Consider the following 23,374-nt stretch of genomic DNA (forward strand, 5'->3'; position numbering starts at 1 on the left):
TCGCCGGCCCGGCCAGCACCGGCCCGCTGGCCACCGCCTTCGACACGGCGGCCAGCAGGTACGAGGTACCTCGTGACCTGCTCGTCGCGCTCGGCTACGCCGAAACCCACCTGGACGGGCACGCCGGAGCACCGAGCGCCTCCGGTGGCTACGGCGTCATGCACCTGGCCAGCAACCCGAAGCTGCGCACCCTGGACGAGGCGGCGGCGCTGACCGGCCTGGGCCGGGACATCCTGCGGACCGACTCCGCCGCCAACGTCACCGGTGCGGCGGCGGTACTGCGGTCGTACGCGGACGGGGCCGGGCTCACCGCCGCACAGCGCCGCGACGTCGACCACTGGTACGGCATCGTGGTCCGGTACGGCGGCGCCAGCACCCCGGCCGTCGCCCGGCTCTACGCCGACACCGTCTACGACCTGCTCGGCTCCGGCATCGACGCCGCCACCGCCGAAGGGCCGGTACGGGTCGCCGCCCGCAAGGTCGCCCCGGACCGGGGAGCCCTGCGTGCCGTCGCCCCGCTCGGCAGCTCCGACGGGGTCGGCACCATGAGCACCGACTACGGGCCGGCCGCCTGGGCACCGGCACACTCCGCCAACTACACGGTGGCCAACCGCGAGTCGACGTACCCGATCAACTACGTGGTGATCCACGTGACCCAGGGGTCGTACGCCGGTACCATCTCCTGGTTCCAGAACCCGGCCTCGCAGGTCAGCGCCCACTACACGATCCGCTCCTCGGACGGTGCGGTGACCCAGTCGGTACGGGAGAAGGACGTCGGCTGGCACGCCGGCAACTGGACCTACAACACCCAGTCGATCGGCATCGAGCACGAGGGCTACGTCACCCAGGCATCCTGGTTCACCGACGCGATGTACCGCTCCTCGGCCGCGCTCACCCGGCACCTCTGCGACCGGTACGGCATTCCGAAGGACCGGTCCCGGATCATCGGGCACAACCAGGTGCCCGGCGCCACCCACACCGACCCGGGACCGTACTGGAACTGGACCTACTACATGCAGCTCGTCACCGGCTCGACCCCGCCGCCCGCGTGGTCGCAGACCGTGGACAACTCGACGTCCGGCCGGTTCACCGCCAGCGCCAACTGGGGCACCTCGACGTACTCCTCGCAGAAGCAGGGCACGGACTACCGGTTCGCCGACCCGGTCGAGTCGAGCGACCCGGCCTGGTACAAGGTGAACATCCCGCAGACCGGCAGCTACCGGGTGGAGGCGTGGCATCCGGCCGACCCCGGATACAACAGCTCGGCGCCGTACATCATCGCCACCACCACCGGCAACCAGACCGTCTACGTCGACCAACGTTCCGGCGGCGGTGGTTGGCGGAACCTGGGCACCTTCACGCTCGCCGCAGGTGACGCGAACAAGGTGGCGGTGAGCCGGTGGACCGGCGGCACCGGTTTGGTGATCGCGGACGCCATCCGGGTCAGCCGGGTCTGACCGCACCCGATCGCACGCCGGGCCCGGTCGCGTCGTCCCCGACCCGACCGGGCCCGGCCGTCCCGCCTACGCCGGAGTCAGGCCAGGTCGCGGCGGCGGAAGGTGGCGAACGCGCCGCCGACCGCGAGGACCGTCAGGCCGAGCAGCACGACCAGCCCGGCCGGCCAGAGGATGTGGTACGACAGGTCGCAGTAGCCCGAACCGATCTGCGGGGCGCACTCGCCGGACATCGCCCAGAGCCGGATCTCGCCACCGACCCAGGCGATCACGTAACTGCTCAGCATCAACTGGTCGGGGCGGGCGACGTCGACGATGCCCATCACGATCCGCCCACCGGCCTCCCAGACCACGGCGTACGCGGCTGCCACACCGAGCGCCGCCGAGGTGTGCCGGCCCAGCGTCGCCGCCGCGAAGCCCAGCGCGGTGACCATCAGCACCAGCAGCAGCCCTCTGGTGACCGTCAGCCCCAGATCGGTCCAGAACGGGGCGTCCGGGGCGCCGGGCAGGCCGCGTACCTCGGCGATGAGCCGGAACGAGCCGAGATAGAGCGCCGAGGCGACCACCGACAGCCCGAGTACGCCGGCCAGCAGGGTGCCGAGCTTGGTGCCGAGTACGACCATCCGCTGCGGACGCCACAGCAGCAGGTTGGTCATCCCACCGGAGGTGAGGTCGGCGCCGATGTAGGAGGCGCCGACCAGGAAGCCGAAGAGGCAGAGGAAGGCGATCAGGAAGTACGTCAGGTCCAGGATCTGCTGGTCGAAGACGAAGACTCCGGAGAGGAAGTCGGAGGCGTCGACCCGGTCCGGGCTCACGTCCTCGCAGTTGCCCTGGTAGCGCGCGCTCAGCTCGGACGCACCGGTCCGCTCGGCCTCCAGGCACTCGGCGTACCACCGCTGGACGTTCGCCCGCTGGTTCGCGGCCTGGGCCTCCGCCACTTGGACCTCGAAGGCGGTGGGCTGGTGCGAGCCGGCCAGCGTGGTGGCGATGGTGACCCCGAACGCGGTGCCCAGCAGCAACACCATGAGCTGGACGAAGCGGCGCGCGGCGAGCCGGCCGATCTCGGCGCGTACCAGGTTCACGGCTGTGCCCTCTCGTCGTCGGCGCTGACGGTGATCTGCAACCCGTCGTCGGCGCCGAGGGTGATCTGCGATTCGTCGGCGGGGCGGTCGGGCCGTACCGAATCGTCGACCTGTCGCGGCACCCCGGGCCGGGGCCGGGTGTCGGTGAGTTCCAGGAAGACACTCTCCAGGTCGGGGGTGAGCGGGGTCAGCTCGCGCAGCCAGACGCCCTGCTCGCCGAGGGCCTGGCTGAGCCGGGCCGGGTCGTCGAGGTCGGCCACCACCAGGTGGTCGGCGTGCGTGGTGACCGGCAGCCCGGCCGAGGCGATGATCTCGGCCGCCCTGGTCTGGTCGGCGACCCGGATCCGGAACTCGCGGTGGTCGAAGCCGGCCAGCACCGCGTCCACCGGACCGGCGGCCACCCGCCGGCCGCGCGAGATGATCGTCACGTGGTCGCAGATCTGCTGGATCTCGGCGAGGATGTGGCTGGAGACCAGCACGGTGACCCCGGCGGCGGCGAGCCCGCGCATCAGGTCCCGCATCTCCCGGATGCCGGCCGGGTCCAGGCCGTTGGCCGGCTCGTCGAGTATCAGCAACTCCGGCCGCTTGAGCAGCGCGGAGGCGACCGCCAGCCGCTGCTTCATGCCCAGCGAGTAGCCCTTGACCCGCTCGTCGGCCCGGTCCCGCAGCCCGACCTGCTCCAGCACCTCGTCGACCCGGGCCGGTGGCACCCCACCGGCGACCGCGAGCAGTCGCAGCGTGCGCCGGCCACTGAAGTTGCCGAAGAACTGCGGGCTCTCCACGATGGCCCCGAGCCGGCCGACGACGGCGGGCAGCCGCTGCGGCGCCGGCTCGCCGAACAGGGCCATCCGGCCGCTGTCGGCCTGGACCAGGCCGAGCAGCGTACGCAGGGTGGTTGTCTTGCCGGACCCGTTCGGGCCGAGGAATCCGTGCACCTGGCCCGGCTCGACGAGCATGTCGAACCCGTCCAGGGCCACCCGGCGGCCCCGGCGCACACCCGTGAACGTCTTGCGTAGGCCGTCGATCTGGATCACCGCCGGCATGCCCCACCTCCCGGCGACGTGACATACGACACGGCGCATCACCCTACGGCCCGGACGCTGCTCGCGGGGGGCGCACCGCTGCGTGGTTGGATGGTCGGGTGCGTGATGATCCGGTTTCCGTCCCTGCCGACACCGGCTCCCCGGCACCGGTACCCCCGGACGTGGTGATCGACTTCCACGGCGTCGGCGTACTCCGCTCCGGTACTCCACTGTTGCGCGACGTGACGTGGCGGGTGTCGGCGGACGAGCGCTGGGTGGTGCTCGGGCCCAACGGTGCGGGCAAGACCACCCTGCTCAACCTGGCCTCCGGGCGGCTGCATCCGACCACCGGCCTGGTGCACGCGCTCGGCGAGCGGATCGGGCGTACCGACCTGGCCGAGCTGCGTACCCGGATCGGGCTCACCACCGCGGCGCTGGCCGAACGGATTCCCGCGGACGAGCGGGTCCGGGACGTGGTGCTGACTGCGGCCTGGTCCGTGGTGGGCCGCTGGCGGGAGCAGTACGACGAGATGGACGAGGCGCGGGCCCGCGGCCTGCTCGCCCAGCTCGGCGTGCTGGCCCTGGCCGACCGGGCGTACGGGACCCTCTCGGAGGGCGAGCGGAAGCGTACCCAGATCGCCCGGGCGTTGATGACCGACCCGGAGCTGCTGCTGCTCGACGAGCCGGCGGCGGGGCTGGACCTCGGCGGCCGGGAAGACCTGGTGGCCCGACTGGCCGGCCTGGCACACGACCCGGACGCTCCGGCGATGGTGCTGGTCACGCACCACGTGGAGGAGATCCCACCGGGCTTCACCCATGCCCTGCTGCTTCGCGAGGGCGGCATCGTGGCGCAGGGGCCGCTGGCCGAGACGGTCACCGGGGAGTACCTCTCCAAGACCTTCGGCGTCCCGCTGCTGGTCGAGCGCTCAGGCGACCGCTTCACCGCCCGCGCCGCCTGACCCCTCCGTCGTCAGCGGGTGGTGGCGGCGCGGATCGTCGGCAGCAGGGTGTCGGCGGCCAGGGTCACCTGGGCCACCGCCGACTGGGCGTCCCGGGGCGGCACGAAGACCACCGCGTCCGCGCTCGCCTCCCGGAGCCGGGTCACCGACGCGGCACACTGCTCGACGCTGCCGGCCGCGGTGAACCGGTCGAGGTAGTGCTCGGGCAGCGCCGCCGCCAGCGCCGCCACGCCGGACGAACCGGCCAGCATGGCGGTGATCTCGTCGGCCAGGTCGACGTCGGCCGGCGGCAGCGCCCAGCCACCGGCGAGTTGGGCGGCGAACTCGCGGCGGGCGCTGGCCCGGCCCTCGTCGAAGTCCAGGTGGGCGTAGACGGTGAGCCGGTGCTCGTCGGTACGGCCGGCCTCCCGGCGCCCCTCGTCGATCAGCCCCCGGGCCCACCGGACGTACGCCGGACTGGCGCCCTCGGCCAGGATGGTGCCGTCCGCCACCCGGCCGGAGAGCCGCAGCGACTTCTCGGCGCGTACGCCGGTGGCGATCGGGGGCGGCTGCTCGGGCGGGAACTCCAACGCCACCTCGTCGAGCCGGGCGTGCCGGCCGGCCACGGTGACCCGCTCCCCGGCCAGCAGGGCGCGTACCGCCGCCACGGTCTCCTCCAGCACCGCCAGCGGAGACGGGTGGGCGGCGCCGACCTGGCGTACCCAGAAGGGCATCCCGTGACCGAACCCGGGCAGGATCCGGCCGGGGAAGAGCCGGGCGAGGTTGGCCAGCTCCATCGCGGCCAGCGCGGGATTGCGGAACGCGGCCGGCAGGATCCCGATGCCGATCCTGAGCTTGTCGGTCACCGCTGCGGCGACGGCGGCGCTGGAGACCGCGCCGCCGAAGAAGCAGTCCTCGACCACCCACAGCTCGTCGTAGCCCAGCCGTTCCACCAGCCGGGCGTACGCCGGAAGCTGCTCCGGGGCGGTGTCACAGCGGTACATCACTCCGATCGGCATCTGTCCCATGTCTGGCAGCCTGCCAGAAGACGCCGACAACGGCGCGGCCTAGACTCGGGCGGTCGCCGAAACGGGAGGTGCCGCCGGTGAGCCGGCCACGGGTCGTAGTCCTGGGCAGCGCGAACATGGACCTGGTGGTCACCACCGCTGCCCTGCCGAAGCCCGGCGAGACCGTCTTCGGCACCGACTTCGTGATGGTGGCCGGCGGCAAGGGCGCCAACCAGGCGATCGCGGCGACCCGGGCCGGTGCCGACGGGGCACTGCTCGGCGCGATCGGCTCGGACTCGTTCGGCGTGACGCTCAAGGCCCGGATCTCGGCCGCCGGAGTGGACACCGAGCGGGTCCGGGTGGTCTACGGCGCCTCCGGGGTGGCGGTGGTCACGGTCGACGCCGATGGCGAGAACACCATCGTGGTCACCCGAGCGGCGAACTCGGCGTTCGTCGGGCTGACCGAGGACGAGCTGACCGCCGTACGCGAGGCGGACGTGCTGGTCGCGCAGTTGGAGGTGCCGCCCGCCACGGTGACCGAGGCGGCCCTGGCGGCCCGGGATGCCGGTACCCGGGTGGTGCTGAACGCGGCCCCCGCCCAGCCGGTACCTGCCGAGCTGCTGGACGCGGTCGACCTGCTGGTGGTCAACGAGGCCGAGGCACGGGCGATCACCGGACGCGGCCGGGAGGACCCGGCGGCGCTGCTCGCGGTGGTGCCCCGCGCCGTGCTGACCCTGGGCCGGCACGGCGCCTGGTACGGCGACCGGGACGGCACCGCCGTGCACGTACCCGCGGTCAAGGTGGACCTGGTCGACTCGACCGGGGCCGGTGACGCCTTCACCGGCGCGCTGGCGGTGGCCTGGGGCGAGGGGCGGGAACCGGTCGACGCGGTCCGCTGGGCGAGCGCGGCCGGTGCCGCCTGCGCACGTCGGCTCGGTGCCTCGGTCTCGCTGCCGCTACGGTCCGAGATCGACGCCCTGTACGTCCCAGCCTGATCGCGAGGGGTCCGCATCGAGATTGATCGGGAGGGCGCGTGGCCCGGCTCGATCGGAGAACACGCGACTCGGCTTGATCGGAGGGCGCACGATGGAGGCATGGTGCGATTTGTTCTCAACCTGCTCTGGCTGATCTTCGGTAGCGGCATCGCCCTCGCCATCGGGTACGGCATCGCCGCGCTGATCTGCTTCGCGCTGATCGTGACCATCCCGTTCGGAGTCGCCGCGCTGCGGTTGGCGTACTACTCGCTCTGGCCGTTCGGGCGGACCCTGGTGGCGAAGCCCGGTGCCGGGCTCGGATCCGGGGTGGCCAACCTGCTCTGGGTGGTACTCGCCGGCTGGTGGCTGGCGCTCGCGCACATCGTCGCCGGGATCGCGCTCTGCGTCACGATCATCGGCATCCCGTTCGGCATCGCCAACTTCAAGCTGGTCCCGGCGGCGTTCTGGCCGCTCGGCCGCGAGGTGGTAGAGGTCGACGACCTGCGTCGCCCGGGTACCACGGCCGCTCCGGTGGGCTGAGACCGGGCGCGGTGTCGGTCAGCGACTCCCGGCGCCGGCGCAGGAACTCCCGCTGCACCGCGTTCCCGGTCAGCGCCTCGGCAGTCGCGTAGGCGAGGGCGGCCTCGGCGGAGCGGCCCAGCCGGCGCAGCAGGTCGGCCCGGACGGCGTGGAACACGTGGTACCCGCCGAGGTCGAGGTCGTCGACCAGGGCCAGTGCCGCCGCCGGCCCGGCGACCTCGGCGACCGCGACCGCGCGGTTCAGCATCACGACCGGGCTCGGGGCGAGCACCAGCAGATGGTCGTAGAGCTGGATGATCTGACCCCAGTCCGTGGCGGCGGCGGTCGCCGCGTCGCTGTGCACCGCGTTTATCGCGGCCTGGATCTGGTACGGCCCCGGCCGGTCCCGCCGCAGGCAACGCCGTACCAGCGCCTGCCCCTCGGCGACGAGCCGGCCGTCCCACCGCGTACGGTCCTGTTCGGACAGCCGTACCAGTCCGCCGGCCGGGTCGGTGCGGCTCGGTCGGCGCGACTCGACCAGCAGCATCAGGGCGAGCAGCCCCAGCGCCTCGGGTTCGTCCGGCATCAGCTCGACGAGCAGCCGACCGAGGCGGATCGCCTCCACCGCCAGATCCGGCCGGCCGAGCTGGTCACCCGAACTGGCGGTGTACCCCTCGTTGAAGACCAGGTACACCACGGCGAGTACGGCATCGAGCCGGTCCGGCAGGTCGGCCTCGTCCGGCACCCGGTACGGGATCCGGGCCGCCCGGATCTTGCCCTTGGCGCGTACCAGCCGTTGGGCCATGGTCGGTTCGGGGACCAGGTAGGCGGCGGCGATCTGCGCGGTGGTCAGCCCGCCCAGCAGGCGCAGCGTCAGCGCCACCCGGGCGGCGGGGGCGAGCGCGGGATGGCAGCAGGTGAAGATCAGGCGTAGCCGCTCGTCCCGCACGGGTCCCTCCTCGGCCGGTTCGCCCCCGGGGTCGGCGGCCGATCCGCCGGGGGCGTGCAACAGGGCTGCCCGGGCATGCCGGTCCGCCTGGGTGGACTCCCGGCGAAGCCGGTCGACGGCCCGGTTCCGGGCGGTGGTGATGATCCAGCCGGCCGGGCTCGGCGGCGTGCCGTCGGCCGGCCAGCGCCGGATCGCCGTGGCGAACGCGTCCTGTACCGCGTCCTCGGCGACGTCGATGTCGCCGAAGGCGCGGATCAGGACGGCGACCGCCCGGCCGTACTCGGCCCGGAACACCCGCTCGACGTCGGCAACGGTCGCCCGTCCCGGCCCGGCCGGTTCAGCCGGTCCAGTCGGTTCAGCGGGTCCAGTCGGTTCAGCGGGTCCAGTCGGTTCAGCGGGTCCAGACGGTTCAGCCGGCCGAGTAGGCCCGGGCGGTTCAGGCACGGGGTGGGTCGCAACTGTCGGCCTCGTCGGCCAGCGGGCGTACCTCGATCGGCAGCAGTCCGATCGCCCGGGCCAGCTTGCCGCCCCACTCCAGCGCGGCGTCGAGGTCGGGAGCCCGGATCACGGTGAACCCGCCGAGGTGCTCCTTGCCCTCGGCGTACGGCCCGTCGGTCATCAGCACCTCGCCGTCGCGCGGCCGGAGCACCGTCGCGGTGCTCGGCGGGTGCAGTCCGGCGGAGAAGACCCAGGCGCCGGCGGCCTTCATCTCCTGGTTCAGGGCGGCGAGGTTCGCCATGACCGGGTCGAGGATCTCCGGGCCCGGCGGCTCCCCGTCCGGCTGGTAGATGCTGAGCAGGTACTGCTGCATGGTCGGAACCTCCTGGTCCGCGCCGCCGGCACCGTACCGGCGGCCTCTCCACCTCTACACGTTCGGCGGCCGGCCGAATCGACACCACCGCCGGTGAAATTTCGTCCCAGCGGGCGGCAGCGTGCCGGCGTCGTCGCGCTGAGCAGGGACGAAACGTTTTCGTAACGGGGTCTTGACGGCTCGCGGCTACCGGAGCAAACTCCCCGGAAACGTTTACAAGTCAGGAGCGGAGGTTCGGTGCATGGGTCGTAAACGTTTACAGCCCTCGCCCGACGGCCGGCCGACCGTGCACACCGTGGCCGCCCGGGCCGGTGTCTCGATCGCCTCGGCCTCCCGCGTGCTGAACGGGATCGGCGGCAGCGCCGAGACCGTCCGCCGGGTTCGCGAGGCGGCTGCCGAGGTCGGTTACGTGCCGAACGCCATCGCCCGGTCCCTCCAGTCGCAACGCACCGGCCTGATCGCGCTGGCCGTTGCCGACATCGGCAACCCGGTCTACGTGGCGATGATGCGGGCGATCGAGGCCGTCGTCGCCTCCTCCGGTCGGCAACTCGTGGTGCACGCCACCGGGGGCGAGATCGACAGCGAGACCGCGCTGCTGCGCCGGCTCGCCAACCGGTACGTGGACGGCATGATCATCTCCCCGATCCGAATCACCGACAGCCACCACGCCGCGATCGTGGGCAGCCCGGTCCCGGTGGTCGTGGTCGGACAGTTGCCCGACGACACGCCGGTGGACAACGTCCGGACCGACTCCCGGGCCGGTGTGGCGCTCGCCGTCGACCACCTGGTCGCGGCCGGCCGGCAACGGATCGGCTTCGTCAACGGCCCGCTCGACACGGTGCCGGGCGCGGCCCGGGACGCCGGATTCCGCGCCGCGCTGGCCCGGCACGGCATCCCGGTCGACGAGGACCTGATCGAGATCGGCGACTTCCAGTACGCCGCCGGCCGGGCCGCCGCCGCCCGGCTGCTCGACCGGGCCGACCCCGACGCACTGCTCTGCGCCAACGACCTGATCGCGGTCGGCGCCCTGCACACGCTGCTCAGCGAGCAGCGCCGGGTACCCGAGGACGTCGCGCTGGTCGGGATGGACGACACCGAACTGGCACAGATGGCCTTTCCACAGCTCTCCAGCGTCTCGCTCGGCTCCGAGGCCCGAGGCCGGCGGGCGGCGGAACTGCTGCTGGAGCGGATCGCCGACCCCGACCTGCCGCCCCGGCGCGAACACGTCGCGCCGAGCCTCGCCGTACGCGCCTCCAGCACCGTCGGCGGCCCGACGGCCGGGAACGGCCCGCCAGCGAGCCGGCGTGCGCCGGCCGACGGCACCGTGGAGGTGATCTCGTGACCACCCTGACCGGACGACCCGACGTCGAGCGGTCCGCCCCGGACAGCCGGTCCCGGCGCCGCCGCTCCGACCGGACCACGGTCTACCTGCTGCTGCTCCCGTCCCTGCTGCCGGTGCTGGTGCTGTCGGTCTTCCCACTGCTGCGCGGCATCTACCTCGGCTTCACCGACGCCCGGGCCGGCCGGAACGTCGAGGTCAGCTTCACCGGCCTGGCGAACTACCAGGAGTTGCTCGGCGACAGCCTGTTCTGGAGTTCGTTCCGGATCGGCCTGCTCTGGGCGTTCGCGGTGACGGTGCTCCAGTTCCTGCTCGCCCTCGGGCTGGCCCTGCTGCTCGACCAGCGGCTGCGGTTCCGAGGTGTGGCCCGGGTGCTCGCCGTGGTGCCGTGGGCGATGCCACCGGTGGTGGTCGGCATCCTGTGGCGGCTGGTCTACCACCCGGACGCGGGACTGCTCAACGAGTTCCTGCACCGGATCGGTGCGGACGGGCTCCGGACCACCTGGCTCGGCGACTTCAACACCGCACTGCCGGCGGTGATCATCGTCGGGGTCTGGGCCGGCATGCCGCAGACCACCGTCGTACTTCTGGCGGGGTTGCAGGGGGTGCCGCGCGAGCTGCACGAGGCGGCGGCGATGGACGGGGCCAACGCGTGGCAGCGGTTCCGCAGCGTGACGCTGCCCTCGCTGATGCCGGTGATCGTCGCCATCACCTCGCTCGACTTCATCTGGAACTTCAACTCGTTCGGCCTGGTCTACGTGCTCACCGCAGGTGGGCCGGGCGGTCGCACGATGCTGCCGATGCTCTTCGCCTACGAGGAGGCGTTCCGGTACGGCAACTACGGCTACGCGGCGGCGCTCGGCAACGTGATGGTGGTGATCGTCGTGGCGTTGCTCGCGGTGTACGTGCGTCGCCGGTTACGGGAGGCGAACTGACGATGACGCGTACCGACATGACGCGGGTCGACGGAACGCGGCGGGGCCAGAATCGGAGCGGCGTGACGCGCAGGCCGCAGCGCCGCCGGCGGGTCGGCCGGGGGCTGCAATACCTGGCGCTCTCGGCGTACCTGGTCTTCCTGGCCTTTCCGCTGGTGTGGCTGGTCTCCACCTCGTTCAAGCCGCCACCCGAACTGGTGCGGCTGCATCCGACGCTGATCCCGGACAACCCGACGCTGGGCAACTTCGTGCAGGCGTTCACCGAGCAGGAACTCGGCCGGGCCGCCTGGAACAGCATCCAGGTGTCGCTCGCCTCGGCGCTGCTCACCGTGCTGATCGCCACCCCGGCGTCGTACGCGCTGGCGCGCTTCCGGACCCGGCTGGGCACGGTCGCGCTGGGCTGGGTACTCCTCTCCCAGCTCTTCCCGTTCGTACTGCTGATCATCCCGATCTTCCTGGTGCTCCGGCAGGCCGGACTGGCCAACACGCACGCCGGGCTGGTGCTGATCTACGTGGTCTGGGCGCTGCCGTTCGCGCTCTGGATGCTCCAGGGCTTCGTCCGCAACATCCCGCGCGAGCTGGAGGAGGCGGCCTCGGTCGACGGCGCCAACCGGCTCCAGACACTGCGCCGGGTGATCTTCCCGCTGCTCACCCCGGGGCTGGTCGCCACCGCGCTGTTCGCGTTCATCTCCGCCTGGAACGAGTTCTTCTTCGCCCTGGTGCTGATCAAGACTCCGGAGCTGGCGACCCTGCCGGTCGCGCTGGCCCGGTTCGTCGGCATCGAGGGCACCGCCCGGCTCGGGCCGCTGGCCGCCGGCTCACTGCTGGCCACCATCCCGAGCCTGGTCTTCTTCGCCGTCATGCAGCGCCGGCTGGCCTCCGGGTCGCTCGCCGGAGCCGTCAAGGGATAAGCACAACCACCACAGGGAGGTACCCCCGTGCTCGATAGAGTCAACCGACGAAGAGTTACCCGACGACTGGCCGCCGCCGCGCTGGCCGGCGTCGTCGGACTGGGCGCGCTCGCCGCCTGCGGCGGCGGAAGCGACGACGGAAGTTCCGGCCCGGTCAAGCTGCGGTTCCTGAGCCTGGCCTGGCAGAAGGAGTCGCTCCAGGCCAACAAGGACCTGGTCGCCAAGTGGAACGCCGAACACCCGGACATCCAGGTCGAGTACGTCCAGGGCGACTGGAACTCCGTACACGACCAGTTGCTGACCGCCTTCGAGGGCGGTGACGCCCCGGACATCGTGCACTACGAGGCGGCGTCGATCGGCGAGTTCAGCAAGCAGGGCTACTTGGCCGACCTCTCCGGCCTGCTCTCCGACGACTTCAAGGGCCAGATCGACAAGGGCATCTGGGACACCGCGACCTTCGACGGCAAGGTCACCGGCGTGCCGTTCCTGCTGGAGTCGCAGGTCGTGATCGCCAACAAGAAGCTGCTGGACGCCGCCGGTGTCGCCGTACCGCCGGCCGACGGCGGCTGGACCTGGGACGAGTTCCAGGCCAACGCGCAGAAGCTGACCGGCCCCGGGAAGTACGGCGTCGCCTGGGCGCTGAAGTCGCCGACGAACCGGGTGCTGAACCTGGCCCTCAACTTCGACGGCAAGTACTTCTACACCGACGGCGGCAGGACCGAGGTCCGGATCGGCGACGCCGAGAAGGAGGTGCCGAAGCGGATCCACGACATGCTCTACGGCAGCAAGACCGCCTCGCCCGAGGCGCTGGGAATGAGCGGCGCCGACACCCTGCCCGGCTTCTTCGCCGGCAAGTACGCGATGCTGCCCGGCTCGGTCTCGCTGCGCCAGCAGATGGTGGAGCAGGCGCCGGCCGGTTTCGAGTGGGTGACGATCCCGCCGGTGAAGGGCGTCTCCGCCAACCAGGCCGCCAACCCGCAGACCCTCTCGGTCGCCGCCGAGTCGGAGCACCAGAAGCAGGCGGCGCAGTTCCTGGAGTACTTCCTCAACCCGGCGAACATGGCCGCGCTGGCCAAGGGCGACTGGCTGGTGCCGACCGGCAAGCAGGCGAACGAGGAACTGGTCAGGGCGACCGGCGGCAAGCAGGGCTGGGACGTCGCGGCGGACAGCGCCAGGGACCTGACCGTGGCGCCGTTCCAGATGGTCGACGGCTATCCGGAGTGGAAGTTGAAGTACGCCACCCCGGCCCTCCAGCAGTACTTCGCCAACAAGATCACGCTCGACCAGCTCGGTACCCAGCTCGTCGACGGTGGGAAGCAGGTCCTGAGGTAACCATGGAACACTTGCTCGACAAGTCGGTCGGCTGCCTGGTCGGCGCCGCCGTGGGTGATGCCCTCGGCGGAGCCACCGAAACGGCGCTGCCCGAGCAGATCCGGGCCCGGTACGGCGACTGGGTGCGGGGGATCGCACCGCCGTTCCACGCCGACTGGGCCACCGCGCGGCCACTGGCGCCGTACCACAAGGGCGACGGGCATCTCACCGACGACACGTTGATGACCCACGCGCTGGTGCGGGCGTACACGAGGAAGCGCGACCACCTCGACGCGTACGACGTGGTGGAGCTGCTCGTGCCCGACCTGCTGGAGCGGGTGGTCTACATCCCGGACCTGGAGCGGGAGGGGGTGACCTTCCACCGCCTCGCCGCCGCCGAGCGGTGGCTGGTCACCCGCCTGCACCACGCGCACGCCGACCCGAGGGAGGGCGGCGTCGGCAACATCGTCAACTGCGGCGCGGCGATGTACATGGCTCCGGTGGGGATCGTGAACGCGGGCGACCCGGCCGGCGCGTACGCCGAGGCGATCGAGATCGCCGGGGCGCACCAGCACAGCTACGGCCGGGAGGCGGCGGCGGTGCTGGCGGCGGCGGTGGCGGCGGCGATGTCGCCCGGCGCCGGCGTGCACGACGTGCTGGCGGCAGTGCTCGACCTGGCCCGGGACGGCACCCGCGCGGCGATCGCCGCCGTGGTCAAGGAGGCCGAGGGGTACGCCGACTGGCGTGACGCCATCGCGCCGCTGCGCGCCGCCGTCGCCCCGTACGACACGGTCGGCGAGGAGTACCGCAGCCCCGGGCTGGGTGCCCGGCGGCCCAGCCGGCTGCACTCGATCGAGGAGTTGCCGGTGGCCCTCGGCATGCTCGTGGTGGCCCGGGGGGACCTGCGCGAGGCGGTGCTCGGGGCGGTCAACTACGGCCGGGACGCCGACTCGACCGCGACGATGGCCGGGGCGATCGCCGGGGCGCTCGGCGGCGCGGCGGCGGTACCGGACGAGTGGTCGACGGTGGTCGCCGAGGCGTCCCGGACCGACCTGGTCGGCCCGGCCCGCGAGTTGGCAGAGGTGGCGGCCGAGGTCTTCGCGCTCGACCGGGAGCGGTTCGCCCGGCGTGCCGAGCGGTTCGCGGGGCTGTCGTGAGCCCCGGCGTCCCGTCGCGAGCGGTGCACCGGGCTGCCGGTGGGCGCCGTGCGGCCGGGAGGCGGCGGTGAGACTCACCTGGGTGCAGCCGGAGGACCTGCTGCCGCACGAACTGGCGGCCGGCGCCGACGAGGGCCGGGACGTCTCGGCGGTGGCGCAGCGCTGGGTGACGGCCGGCGGTTCGGTGCTGCCGCCGGTCGGCGGGGCGTCGGCCGAGCCGGCCGGACCGGAGTTGCGGGCGCTGGCGGCGGAACTGCTCGACGAATGCGACGCGCTGCCACCGGCCGGCTCGGCCGACGAGCCGACCGAGCTGGCCGCGATCCGGGCGAGCTGGCCCACGTCGTACGCGCTGCCGACCGGGCCGGCCGACCAGGACCGGGTGCACGGCGGCTGGCTGGGGCGGTCGGTCGGCTGCCTGCTCGGCAAGCCGGTGGAGAAGATTCCCCGGGCCGGCATCCGGGAGATCCTGACCGCCACCGGGCGGTGGCCGCTGGCCGGCTACTTCACCGGGGTCGGGTTACCGGCCGAGGTCGCGGCCCGCTGGCCGTGGAACCGGCGCAGCGCGCCGACCAGTCTGGCCGAGAACATCGACGGGATGCCGGAGGACGACGACCTCAACTACGCGCTGCTGGCACTGCGGGTGCTGGAGACGCACGGTCGGGAGTTCACCAGCGCCGACGTGGCCCAGGCGTGGCTGGACTGGCTGCCCGGCGGGCGGGTCTTCACCGCCGAGCGGGTCGCGTACCGGAACCTGCTGCTCGGGCTGGCGCCACCGGCGACCGCGCTGCGGCACAACCCGTTCCGGGAGTGGATCGGCGCCCAGATCCGCACCGACGTGTACGGCTGGGTGCACCCGGGCCGGCCCGACCTGGCGGCCGAGCTGGCGTACCGGGACGCGGTGGTCAGCCACGTCCGGGGCGGGGTGCACGGGGCGCTCTGGGTGGCGGCGATGACCTCGGCCGCCGTGGTGGCGTCCGATGTGGACACCGTGCTGGACACGGGTGAGTCCGTGCTGCCGCCGGGGAGCCGCTTCGCGGCCACGGTCCGGGAGGCACGTTCCCTCGGTGCCGAGGCCGCGGCCGGTACGACGGACTGGGAGTCGGTGCTCGACACCCTGTACGCCCGGCACGGCCACCTGCACTGGGTGCACGTACGCAACAACGCCGCCCTGGTGGCGGCGGCGCTGGCGTACGGCCGGGGCGACCTGGTCCGGTCGATCTGCGCGGTGGTCGGCGGCGGCTGGGACACCGACTCCACCGGGGCGACCGTCGGCTCGGTCACCGGGGCGTTGACCGGTGCCGCCGGACTGCCGACGGAGTGGACCGGGCCGCTGCGCGGGCGGCTGCGCAGCAGTATCGCCGGCTTCGACGGCGTGACCTTCGCCGAGCTGGCCGAACGGACCGGACGGCTGTCCGCGAGGCGCCGGGACACCGACGAGCCCGGAGCGGGCGGAATCGTGAGCGCGACGAGTGAGCCGGTCCTGCGAACCCCGCAGGCGCGAACGGAAGGTACCTCGGCATGACGACGGCCGGAGCCGGCGAGGTCCGGGTGGTGGTGGTCGGCAGCGCGAACCTGGACCTGGTGGTGTCGACACCGACGCTGCCCCGGCCCGGCGAGACGGTGCTCGGCGACGCGTTGCGGACCATCCCCGGCGGCAAGGGCGCCAACCAGGCGGTGGCGGCGGTCCGGGCCGGGGCCAGGTGCGACTTCGTCGGCGCGGTCGGCCAGGACGGTTTCGCCGACCAGCTCCGGGCCAACCTGGCCGAGGCGGGGGTGGACCTGCGGCGGCTGCGTACCGTTCCGGGGCCGTCCGGGGTGGCGCTGATCGCGGTGGACGCGCGGGCCGAGAACCTGATCGTGGTGGCGCCGGGCGCCAACGGCGAGCTGACCAGCCTCGGCGCGGACGACCGGGCCGTGGTCGAGGCGGCGGACGTGCTGCTCTGCCAGTTGGAGGTGCCGCTGCCGGCGGTCGCCCAGGCCGCCGAGTGGGGCCGGAACGCCGGTACCACGGTGGTGTTGAACGCCGCGCCGGCCCGTCCGCTGCCGGCGGACCTGCTCGACGTCGTCGACCTGCTGGTGGTCAACCAGGTCGAGGCGGCCGTGGTGGCCGGCGTCGCCGCCGAGACCGACGTGGAGGCGCTGCTGGACGCGCTGCTGGCGCTGGTACCCCGGGTGGTGCTCACGCTGGGCGCCGACGGCGTCCGCTACGCCGACCGGCTCGGCCTGCGGCTGGCGGTGGCGGCGCCGACGATCGAGGCGGTCGACACCACCGCCGCCGGGGACGCGTTCACCGGCGCCCTCGCGGTGGCCTGGGCGCAGCGGCGCGGCCCGGTCGAGCCGGCGGCGGTGACGGCGGTACTGCGCTGGGCGTGCGCGGCCGGCGCCGCCTGCGCGCGGCGGCCCGGCGCCTCCACCGCGCTGCCCACCCGGGCCGAGATCGACGACCTCTACGCACAGAGCTATCCGGAGCCGTCATGACCTTCAACCCCTACGTTCCGAGGCCGATCGACCTGCCCACGGCGGTGCCGCTGGCGCCCGACGCCGACCTGTCGGTGCTGGACGAGGCGAAGATCTTCGCCGCTCCGGACGACCCGGCGGACTGGCCGGCCTGGCGGGACCGGCTCGACCGGTGGCGGGTCGAGGCGCGGCAGCGGGTCGGCTACGACGGCGGGCACTACGCCGAGATCGCCGGGGACTGCTTCACGGTCTGTCTCGCCTGGCTCTGGGACGAGACGCTCTACGACGCCGACCGGGGCGTCTTCACCGTCGACGCCTTCCTGGACGCGGCGGAGCGCGACTTCGGCGGCTTCGACGGGGTGGTGCTCTGGCACGCGTACCCGGTGATCGGGCTGGACGACCGGAACCAGTTCGACTACTACCGGCAGGTACCGGAGCTGCCGGAGGTGGTCCGGGCGTTCCAGGCGCGCGGCGTACGGGTCTTCGTCGACTACAACCCCTGGGACGTCGGTACCCGTCGGGCACAGTGCCCCGATGCCGACGAGGTGGCCGCGCTCGCCGGCTGGCTGGGCGTGGACGGGATCTTCCTGGACACCCTCAAGGAGGGCGCGGGCGAGCTGCGCAAGACCCTGGACGCGGCCCGGCCCGGAATCGTGCTGGAGGGGGAATCGCGGGTACCGCTGCGCCGGATCGCCGACCACGCGATGTCCTGGGCGCAGTGGTTCGCCGACTCGCCGGTGCCGGGAGTGCTCCGGGCCAAGTGGTTCGAGCGGCGGCACATGCTGCACCACACCCGGCGCTGGCACCGCGACCACCTCGACGAGCTGCACTCGGCCTGGCTCAACGGTGCCGGAGTGCTGGTCTGGGAGAGCGTCTTCGGGGTCTGGGTCGGCTGGAACGAGCGGGACCGGTCGGTGTTGCGGGCCATGCGCCGGGTGCAGCGCAGCCACGCCGCCTGGTTGCGCGCCGAGGACTGGACCCCGCTCGCCGACCACGTGGCCGGCACCGAGGTGTACGCCTCCCGCTGGCAGCACCAGGACACTCCGCTGTGGACGGTGGCGAACCGGGGCGGGGCGTACGACGGGCCATGGCTGGTCACCGACGAGCGCCCGGGACACCGCTGGTACGAGCTGACCACCGGTACCGAGTTGACCGCCACCCCGGCCGGCCCCGGTCGGGTGGCGGTCGGCGGGGCGCTGCCGGCGGGTGGCATCGCCGCCGTGCTCGCCACCGTCGAGGAACTGACGCTGCCCCGGCACGCCCCGGCCGGCGGTGACCCGAACTTCCCGGCCCGGGCGGCGGTCCGGGTGCCCGCCCCGGTGCGGCGCCAGGCTGACGTACCGGCGGGAATGCGGGCGGTCGACGGCGGGCGGCGCGACCTGCTGGTCCGGTACCGGCAGCGGGAGACCGGCCTCTACGGCGAGGCGCCGTACGTGGACGAGTGGAAGCCGCTGCCGCCCCGGCTGCACCAGCCGGTGACCCTGCACCGCACCGTCCACCTCGGACGGTTCGCGATCGCCGAACGCGAGGTGAGCAACGCCGAGTACGCCGAGTTCGTCCGGGTCACCGGCTACCGCCCGGTCCGGGTGGAGCGCTGGCCGTGGGCCGACGGCGGGGTGCCGGGGCCGGCCGACGCGCCGGCCACGCACGTGGAGTTGGCTGACGCGCGGGCGTACGCGGCCTGGGCGGGGCTCCGGCTGCCGACCGAGGACGAGTGGCAGGTCGCCGCCGAACTCGGACTGCTGCGTCGGGCCGAGCCGCTGGTCTGGAACCTGACCGAGAGCGAGCACACCGACGGGCGTACCCGATTCGTGCTGCTCAAGGGCGGCGCGGCGTACCGGGCGGACGGCTCGGACTGGTATCTCGACGGCGGACCGCAACCACCGGAGGTGTCGGTGAAGCTGCTGACCCTCGGTGCCGGACTGACCCGCTCGGAGTCGATCGGCTTCCGCTGTGCCGTCGACCTGTAGCCGCCGTCGCGGTGGACCTGACGCCTGTCGTGCCGTGGAGTCGAGGTTGGAGTGCGGCGGTGCCGAGGCTGTCGTGCGGTGCTGCCGAGGCTGTCGTGCGGTGCGGCCGAGGGCGTCCTCGGGAAGCGGACCTGACGCTGTCGTCCGTGTGGTGGGAGTGGGAGAAAGGAACTCGATGAGGAGATTCTGGCGGCTCGGCGGTGCGGCCGGGGTACTGCTGCTCTCGGCCGGCCTGGTCGGCGCGGTGCCCGGCGGCGCGGTGGCAGGCCGGGACCGGGCCGGGACGGTGAGCACCGCCAGCGCGCCGTCGGCGGCGCTCGGCTCGACGATCGACTACACCGTCTACCTGCCGCACGGCTACGCCGACCGGCGCAACGCCACCGTCCGGTACCCGGTGCTGTACCTGCTGCACGGCCGGGGCGACACGATGTCGGCGTGGACCCGGGTGAAGGCCGACCTGGACCGGATGATCGCCGACGGCGAGGTGCCGCCGGTCATCGCGGTACTTCCGGACGCGCCGTGGAGCAGCCGGGGAAGCTGGTACGTCGACTCCGGCTACACCGGAACGGACGATCCGGGCCGACCCGTCGAGACCGCCCTCACCCGTGACCTTGTGTCCTATGTAGACGCCACCTACCGTACGGCAGCTCACCGGGGTGCCCGGCTCGTCGGCGGCTACTCGATGGGCGGGGCCGGTGCACTGCGCTACGCGCTGGCCCACCCGGACCTCTTCGCGAACGCGCTGGTACTCAGCCCGGCGGTCTACAGCCCGCTGCCGCCGGCCGACTCGTCGGCCCGGGAGTACGGCGGCTTCGGCGCGGGCGACGAACGTTTCTCGGCCGAGGTCTACCGCCGGTCGAACTATCCCGCGCTGCTGCCGACCCTCGACTCCGACCTCCCGGTGCGGCTGTACGTCGCGGTCGGCGACGACGAGTGGGCCAACCCGGATCCGGCGGAGGCGGCGCACGACCTCGACTACGAGGCCGCCACGCTCTACAACACCGTCCGGCGGGCCGAGGCGATATCCGCGCAGTTCCGGGTCGTCGACGGGGGCCACGACTGGGACGTCTGGCGTCCGTCCTTCGTGGACGGTCTGCGGCAGCTCGCCCCGACGCTGAGCGTCACCCCGCCGGCCGCGCTGCCCGGACCACTGCACGGTACCCCCGGCACCGACTGGGCCGGTGGCGTTGCGGCGACCCCGGACGGCGGCGCCGTCATCGGGTACGCCGCCTCCGGCCCGGTGGCCGGCCAGCCGTACGCGGGCGGGCTCGACGCCGTACTCACCCGGCTCGGCCCGGACCGGCGTACGCCACAGTGGACGGCGCAGTTCGGCACTCCGGCGAACGAGCGGCTCTACGGTGTCGTACCGGTCGCCGACGGTGGGGTGCTGACCGCCGGCTACACCCGGGGCGACCTGGACGGGGCACATCCGGGCAGCCCGGCCGACGACGGGTTCGTGGCCAAACTGACCGGCACCGGCCAGCGGGCCTGGCTGACCCAGCTCGGCGACCCGACCAAGGCGGACCGGTTCTACGGCGTCGCACCCGCCCCGGACGGCGGCGCCTACGTCGCCGGCTACACCAGCGGCGCGTACGCCGGCACCAGCGCCGGGGACAAGGACGCGATCCTGGTCCGGCTCGGCCCCGACGGGCGGGTCGCGTGGAGCCGACAGTTCGGCGGCAGCGGTGAGGACAAGGCGTACGCGGTCGCGGCCGACGCCTCCGGTGTCTACCTCGCCGGCAGCAGCTCTGCCGGGATGCCCGGCAGTGCTCGCGTCGGTGGCACGGACGGCTGGCTGGCCCGGTTCACCCCGGACGGCACTCGACAGTGGACGGTCGCTGAGGGCGGCACCGGCGACGACCTGCTGACCGGGCTCGCCGTGACCACCACCGGCACCGTGGTCGCCACCGGCGGTACCGGTGGGGACGCCACGGCCGGCGGCACCGACGTGCTGACCGTGGCGTACGACGCGAACGGCCGGCAGCGGTGGCGGACCGTCAGTGGCGGGTCCGGCGACGACGCCGGCGCCGAGGTGCTGGCGCTGCCTGGCGGCGAGGTCGCGGTCGTCGGCTTCACCCACAGTGCGCTCGGCGTACCGGCCGGCGCGGCGGACGTGCTGACCCTGCGCCTCGACTCGCGCGGCCGGCAGACGCTGGCGGCACAGTACGGCACGGCCCGGGACGACGCGGTGGACGCCTTCGGTGAGGAGAACGTCTACGCCACCCGGGCCGACGACGGAAAACTGCTGGTCAGCGGCTTGACGATGGGAAGCGTGGCCAGTGGTGCCGCGCTCGGCAACGGCGACGTCTTCCTGGCGTCGGTCGACTCGACGGGAGGACTGCCGTGACGGTGGAGGGTTCTGGTCCGACCGTGCCGGCGGGGAGTTCGAGTCCGCCCGGGGCGGCGGGCTTCAGTCCGGCCGGGGCGGCGGCGGGCTCCGGTTCGGCCGAGGCGGTGGCGGGCTCCGGTTCGGCCGAGGCGGTGGCGGGCTCCGGTTCGGCTGGGGCGGTGGCGGGCTCCGGTTCGGCCGCGTTGGCCGGGGTGAGGGTGGTGGAGTTGGCGACCCTGTTCGCCGGGCCGCTCGCCACCGCGTTCCTCGGTGACTTCGGGGCCGACGTGGTCAAGGTGGAGCACCCGGCGAAACCCGACCCGTCCCGGGGACATGGGCCGGCGAAGGACGGAATCGGGTTGTGGTGGAAGGTGCTCGGTCGCAACAAGCGGACCGTCACCGCCAACCTCTCCGACCCGGCCGGCGCCGAGGTGCTGCGCCGGCTGGTCGCCGACGCCGACGTACTGGTGGAGAACTTCCGGCCCGGCACCCTGGAACGCTGGGGGATCGGCCCGGCCGAACTGCACGCGGTCAACCCCCGGCTGGTGATCGCCCGGATCAGCGGCTTCGGCCAGTTCGGCCCGTACGCCCGGCGGCCCGGGTTCGGCACCCTGGCGGAGGCGATGAGCGGGTTCGCCGCCGCGACCGGCGAGCCGGACGGCCCGCCGACGCTGCCGCCGTTCGGGCTGGCCGACTCGGTGACCGCGCTGGCCACCGCCTACGCGGTGATGCTGGCGCTGCGCGCCCGGGACGTTACCGGGGCCGGGCAGGTGGTCGACCTGGCGATCATCGAACCGATCATGGCCATGCTCGGCCCGCAGATCACCTGGTACGACCAGCTCGGCTACATACAGCCCCGGCTCGGCAACCGGTCGAACAACAACGCACCCCGGAACACGTACCGGTGCGCGGACGGGCGCTGGGTGGCGGTGTCGACAAGTGCGCAGAGCATCGCCGAACGGGTGCTCCGGCTGGTCGGCCGCCCCGAACTGGTCGACGAGCCGTGGTTCGGCAGCGGCAGCGGCCGGGCCGCGCACGCCGACGTACTCGACGACGCCGTCGGGTCCTGGGTGGCGGCCCGGAACCGGGACGAGGTGGTGGCCGCGTTCGAGGAGGCGCAGGCGGCGGTCGCGCCGATCTACGACGTACCGGACATCCTCGCCGATCCGCAGTACACCGCGTTGGGTACGGCGGTCTCGGTGCCGGACCCCGACCTCGGGCCGGTACGGATGCAGAACGTGCCGTTCCGGATGTCGGCGACGCCGGGGCGGATCCGGCACACCGGCCGGGCGCACGGCCAGGACACCGACGAGGTGTTGACGGCGCTCGGCTTCAGCGCGGAGGAGGTCGCGGAGCTGCGGGCCGGAGGGGCGATCTGATGCTGCTGACCCTGCTCTACGTACCCGGCGACCGGCCGGACCGGTTCGACAAGGCGGTCGACTCCGGTGCCGACGCGGTCATCGTGGACCTGGAGGACGCGGTGGTGGCGGCCCGCAAGGGGTACGCCCGGAAGGCCGCCGCCGAGTTCGTCGGAGCCCGCCATCGGGTGCCGGTTTTCGTCCGGGTCAACGAGCTGACCGGCCCGGATGTGGCCGCAGACCTCGACGCGCTTGCCGGTGTGCCGGGGTTGGCCGGGCTGCGACTGCCCAAAGTGGAGTCTCCAGAGACGGTGCGGAGGGTGGCCGAGCGGGTGTCGGTGCCGCTGCATCCGCTGGTGGAGTCGGCGGTGGGGGTGGAGCGGGCGTACGAGATCGCCGGGGCGCATCCGGCGGTCGCCTCGATCGGGCTCGGGGAGGCAGACCTCCGCTCCGATCTCGGGGTGACCGCCGAGGAGGGGCTGTCCTGGGTACGCGGCCGGATCGTCGTCGCCGCCCGCGCCGCCGGCCTACCTCCACCGCTCCTGCCGGTGTACCCCAACGTCACCGACCTGGCCGGACTTGCCGAGTCCTGCGCGACCGGCCGCCGGATGGGGTTCGTCGGCCGGACCGCGATCCACCCCCGGCAGCTACCGGTGATCGTGACGGCGTTCCGGCCCACTGCCGAGGAGGTGTCCCGGGCCCGCGAACTGCTGGACGCGGTCGCCGAGGCGCAGACCCGGGACTCCGGCACGGTGGTACTCCCGGACGGCCGGTTCGCCGACCGCGCGATGGTGGCGGCGGCCCGCCGTACGGTTCAGCTTGCGCAGCGGTTTGCGGCTGGCCCGTGATCG

At 73.2% G+C, this 23,374-nt stretch carries 20 protein-coding genes; 15 read left to right on the plus strand and 5 right to left on the minus strand.

Going from position 1 to position 23,374, the window contains the following annotated elements:
• Positions 1-545: 545 nt before the first annotated feature.
• Positions 546-1,457 (plus strand): golvesin C-terminal-like domain-containing protein, encoded by a 912-nt coding sequence (locus tag Pen02_RS43190; RefSeq protein WP_203865164.1) that lies wholly within the window; start codon positions 546-548, stop codon positions 1,455-1,457.
• A 77-nt stretch (positions 1,458-1,534) separates the two neighbouring features.
• Here the strand turns inward: Pen02_RS43190 and Pen02_RS06230 are convergent, their stop codons facing one another.
• Together Pen02_RS06230 and Pen02_RS06235 are read right to left on the minus strand one after the other, a co-directional pair.
• On the minus strand, positions 1,535-2,536 hold the full coding sequence (locus tag Pen02_RS06230; RefSeq protein WP_203864963.1) for an ABC transporter permease subunit: 1,002 nt from the start codon (positions 2,534-2,536) through the stop codon (positions 1,535-1,537).
• On the minus strand, positions 2,533-3,579 hold the full coding sequence (locus Pen02_RS06235) for an ATP-binding cassette domain-containing protein (protein ID WP_203864964.1): 1,047 nt from the start codon (positions 3,577-3,579) through the stop codon (positions 2,533-2,535). The genes Pen02_RS06230 and Pen02_RS06235 overlap by 4 nt, the downstream gene beginning before the upstream one ends.
• A 98-nt stretch (positions 3,580-3,677) precedes the next feature.
• On the opposite strand from Pen02_RS06235, the gene Pen02_RS06240 reads away from it, so the two are divergent.
• The gene (locus tag Pen02_RS06240; protein WP_239140140.1) at positions 3,678-4,517 is read left to right on the plus strand and encodes an ABC transporter ATP-binding protein; all 840 of its coding nucleotides are present in this window, start codon (positions 3,678-3,680) and stop codon (positions 4,515-4,517) included.
• Between the two features lie 11 nt (positions 4,518-4,528).
• Here the strand turns inward: Pen02_RS06240 and Pen02_RS06245 are convergent, their stop codons facing one another.
• The gene (locus Pen02_RS06245; protein WP_203864966.1) at positions 4,529-5,524 is read right to left on the minus strand and encodes an LLM class flavin-dependent oxidoreductase; all 996 of its coding nucleotides are present in this window, start codon (positions 5,522-5,524) and stop codon (positions 4,529-4,531) included.
• A 77-nt stretch (positions 5,525-5,601) separates the two neighbouring features.
• Between Pen02_RS06245 and Pen02_RS06250 the strand changes: the two genes are divergently transcribed.
• A complete protein-coding gene (locus tag Pen02_RS06250; RefSeq protein ID WP_203864967.1) occupies positions 5,602-6,498 on the plus strand; it encodes a ribokinase in 897 nt (298 codons plus the stop codon).
• Positions 6,499-6,597: 99 nt separating this feature from the next.
• Positions 6,598-7,017: a YccF domain-containing protein gene (locus tag Pen02_RS06255; protein ID WP_203864968.1), complete on the plus strand. Its 420-nt coding sequence runs from the start codon at positions 6,598-6,600 to the stop codon at positions 7,015-7,017.
• On the opposite strand, the gene Pen02_RS06260 is transcribed toward Pen02_RS06255, so the two are convergent.
• Positions 6,920-8,239 (minus strand): RNA polymerase sigma factor, encoded by a 1,320-nt coding sequence (locus Pen02_RS06260; protein WP_203864969.1) that lies wholly within the window; start codon positions 8,237-8,239, stop codon positions 6,920-6,922. The genes Pen02_RS06255 and Pen02_RS06260 overlap by 98 nt on opposite strands.
• Positions 8,240-8,381: 142 nt before the next feature.
• Positions 8,382-8,756, minus strand: a complete 375-nt coding sequence (locus tag Pen02_RS06265; RefSeq protein WP_203864970.1) for a YciI family protein — start codon at positions 8,754-8,756, stop codon at positions 8,382-8,384.
• Between the two features lie 241 nt (positions 8,757-8,997).
• Here Pen02_RS06265 and Pen02_RS06270 point away from each other — a divergent pair, with 241 nt between their 5' ends.
• The 11 genes from Pen02_RS06270 to Pen02_RS06320 all read left to right on the plus strand — a co-directional run bounded on the left by Pen02_RS06270 (position 8,998) and on the right by Pen02_RS06320 (position 23,371).
• Entirely contained in the window at positions 8,998-10,098 is a 1,101-nt protein-coding gene (locus tag Pen02_RS06270) for a LacI family DNA-binding transcriptional regulator (protein WP_239140143.1), read from the plus strand.
• Positions 10,095-11,030 (plus strand): carbohydrate ABC transporter permease, encoded by a 936-nt coding sequence (locus tag Pen02_RS06275; RefSeq protein WP_239140145.1) that lies wholly within the window; start codon positions 10,095-10,097, stop codon positions 11,028-11,030. Before Pen02_RS06270 ends, Pen02_RS06275 begins: the two co-directional genes overlap by 4 nt.
• 62 nt (positions 11,031-11,092) lie before the next feature.
• Complete coding sequence (locus Pen02_RS06280) at positions 11,093-11,941, plus strand: carbohydrate ABC transporter permease (protein ID WP_239140147.1); 849 nt, start codon at positions 11,093-11,095, stop codon at positions 11,939-11,941.
• Between the two features lie 27 nt (positions 11,942-11,968).
• On the plus strand, positions 11,969-13,273 hold the full coding sequence (locus tag Pen02_RS06285) for an ABC transporter substrate-binding protein (RefSeq protein ID WP_203864971.1): 1,305 nt from the start codon (positions 11,969-11,971) through the stop codon (positions 13,271-13,273).
• Between the two features lie 2 nt (positions 13,274-13,275).
• The gene (locus tag Pen02_RS06290) at positions 13,276-14,409 is read left to right on the plus strand and encodes an ADP-ribosylglycohydrolase family protein (protein WP_203864972.1); all 1,134 of its coding nucleotides are present in this window, start codon (positions 13,276-13,278) and stop codon (positions 14,407-14,409) included.
• A 67-nt stretch (positions 14,410-14,476) separates the two neighbouring features.
• Positions 14,477-15,931 (plus strand): ADP-ribosylglycohydrolase family protein, encoded by a 1,455-nt coding sequence (locus tag Pen02_RS06295; protein ID WP_203864973.1) that lies wholly within the window; start codon positions 14,477-14,479, stop codon positions 15,929-15,931.
• On the plus strand, positions 15,928-16,887 hold the full coding sequence (locus Pen02_RS06300; protein WP_203864974.1) for a ribokinase: 960 nt from the start codon (positions 15,928-15,930) through the stop codon (positions 16,885-16,887). The genes Pen02_RS06295 and Pen02_RS06300 overlap by 4 nt, the downstream gene beginning before the upstream one ends.
• Positions 16,884-18,836: an SUMF1/EgtB/PvdO family nonheme iron enzyme gene (locus tag Pen02_RS41570; protein WP_239140148.1), complete on the plus strand. Its 1,953-nt coding sequence runs from the start codon at positions 16,884-16,886 to the stop codon at positions 18,834-18,836. Before Pen02_RS06300 ends, Pen02_RS41570 begins: the two co-directional genes overlap by 4 nt.
• A gap of 175 nt (positions 18,837-19,011) precedes the next feature.
• Positions 19,012-21,183, plus strand: coding sequence for an alpha/beta hydrolase-fold protein (locus tag Pen02_RS06310; RefSeq protein ID WP_203864975.1), 2,172 nt, complete (start codon positions 19,012-19,014; stop codon positions 21,181-21,183).
• A 2-nt stretch (positions 21,184-21,185) separates the two neighbouring features.
• Entirely contained in the window at positions 21,186-22,544 is a 1,359-nt protein-coding gene (locus tag Pen02_RS06315) for a CaiB/BaiF CoA transferase family protein (RefSeq protein WP_239140149.1), read from the plus strand.
• Positions 22,544-23,371: an HpcH/HpaI aldolase/citrate lyase family protein gene (locus Pen02_RS06320; RefSeq protein ID WP_203864976.1), complete on the plus strand. Its 828-nt coding sequence runs from the start codon at positions 22,544-22,546 to the stop codon at positions 23,369-23,371. The genes Pen02_RS06315 and Pen02_RS06320 overlap by 1 nt, the downstream gene beginning before the upstream one ends.
• Positions 23,372-23,374 lie beyond the last annotated feature (3 nt).

Source organism: Plantactinospora endophytica, from assembly GCF_016862915.1.
GTDB lineage: Bacteria > Actinomycetota > Actinomycetes > Mycobacteriales > Micromonosporaceae > Plantactinospora > Plantactinospora endophytica.

Bases quoted from the DNA above. Each gene is read 5' to 3' on its own strand.
- Pen02_RS06310 (WP_203864975.1), top strand. From the start codon at position 19,012: ATGAGGAGATTCTGGCGGCTCGGCGGTGCGGCCGGGGTACTGCTGCTC.
- Pen02_RS06265 (WP_203864970.1), bottom strand. From the start codon at position 8,756: ATGCAGCAGTACCTGCTCAGCATCTACCAGCCGGACGGGGAGCCGCCG.
- Pen02_RS06270 (WP_239140143.1), top strand. From the start codon at position 8,998: ATGGGTCGTAAACGTTTACAGCCCTCGCCCGACGGCCGGCCGACCGTG.
- Pen02_RS06320 (WP_203864976.1), top strand. From the start codon at position 22,544: ATGCTGCTGACCCTGCTCTACGTACCCGGCGACCGGCCGGACCGGTTC.
- Pen02_RS41570 (WP_239140148.1), top strand. From the start codon at position 16,884: ATGACCTTCAACCCCTACGTTCCGAGGCCGATCGACCTGCCCACGGCG.
- Pen02_RS06290 (WP_203864972.1), top strand. From the start codon at position 13,276: ATGGAACACTTGCTCGACAAGTCGGTCGGCTGCCTGGTCGGCGCCGCC.
- Pen02_RS06255 (WP_203864968.1), top strand. From the start codon at position 6,598: ATGGTGCGATTTGTTCTCAACCTGCTCTGGCTGATCTTCGGTAGCGGC.
- Pen02_RS06245 (WP_203864966.1), bottom strand. From the start codon at position 5,524: ATGGGACAGATGCCGATCGGAGTGATGTACCGCTGTGACACCGCCCCG.
- Pen02_RS43190 (WP_203865164.1), top strand. From the start codon at position 546: ATGAGCACCGACTACGGGCCGGCCGCCTGGGCACCGGCACACTCCGCC.
- Pen02_RS06235 (WP_203864964.1), bottom strand. From the start codon at position 3,579: ATGCCGGCGGTGATCCAGATCGACGGCCTACGCAAGACGTTCACGGGT.
- Pen02_RS06300 (WP_203864974.1), top strand. From the start codon at position 15,928: ATGACGACGGCCGGAGCCGGCGAGGTCCGGGTGGTGGTGGTCGGCAGC.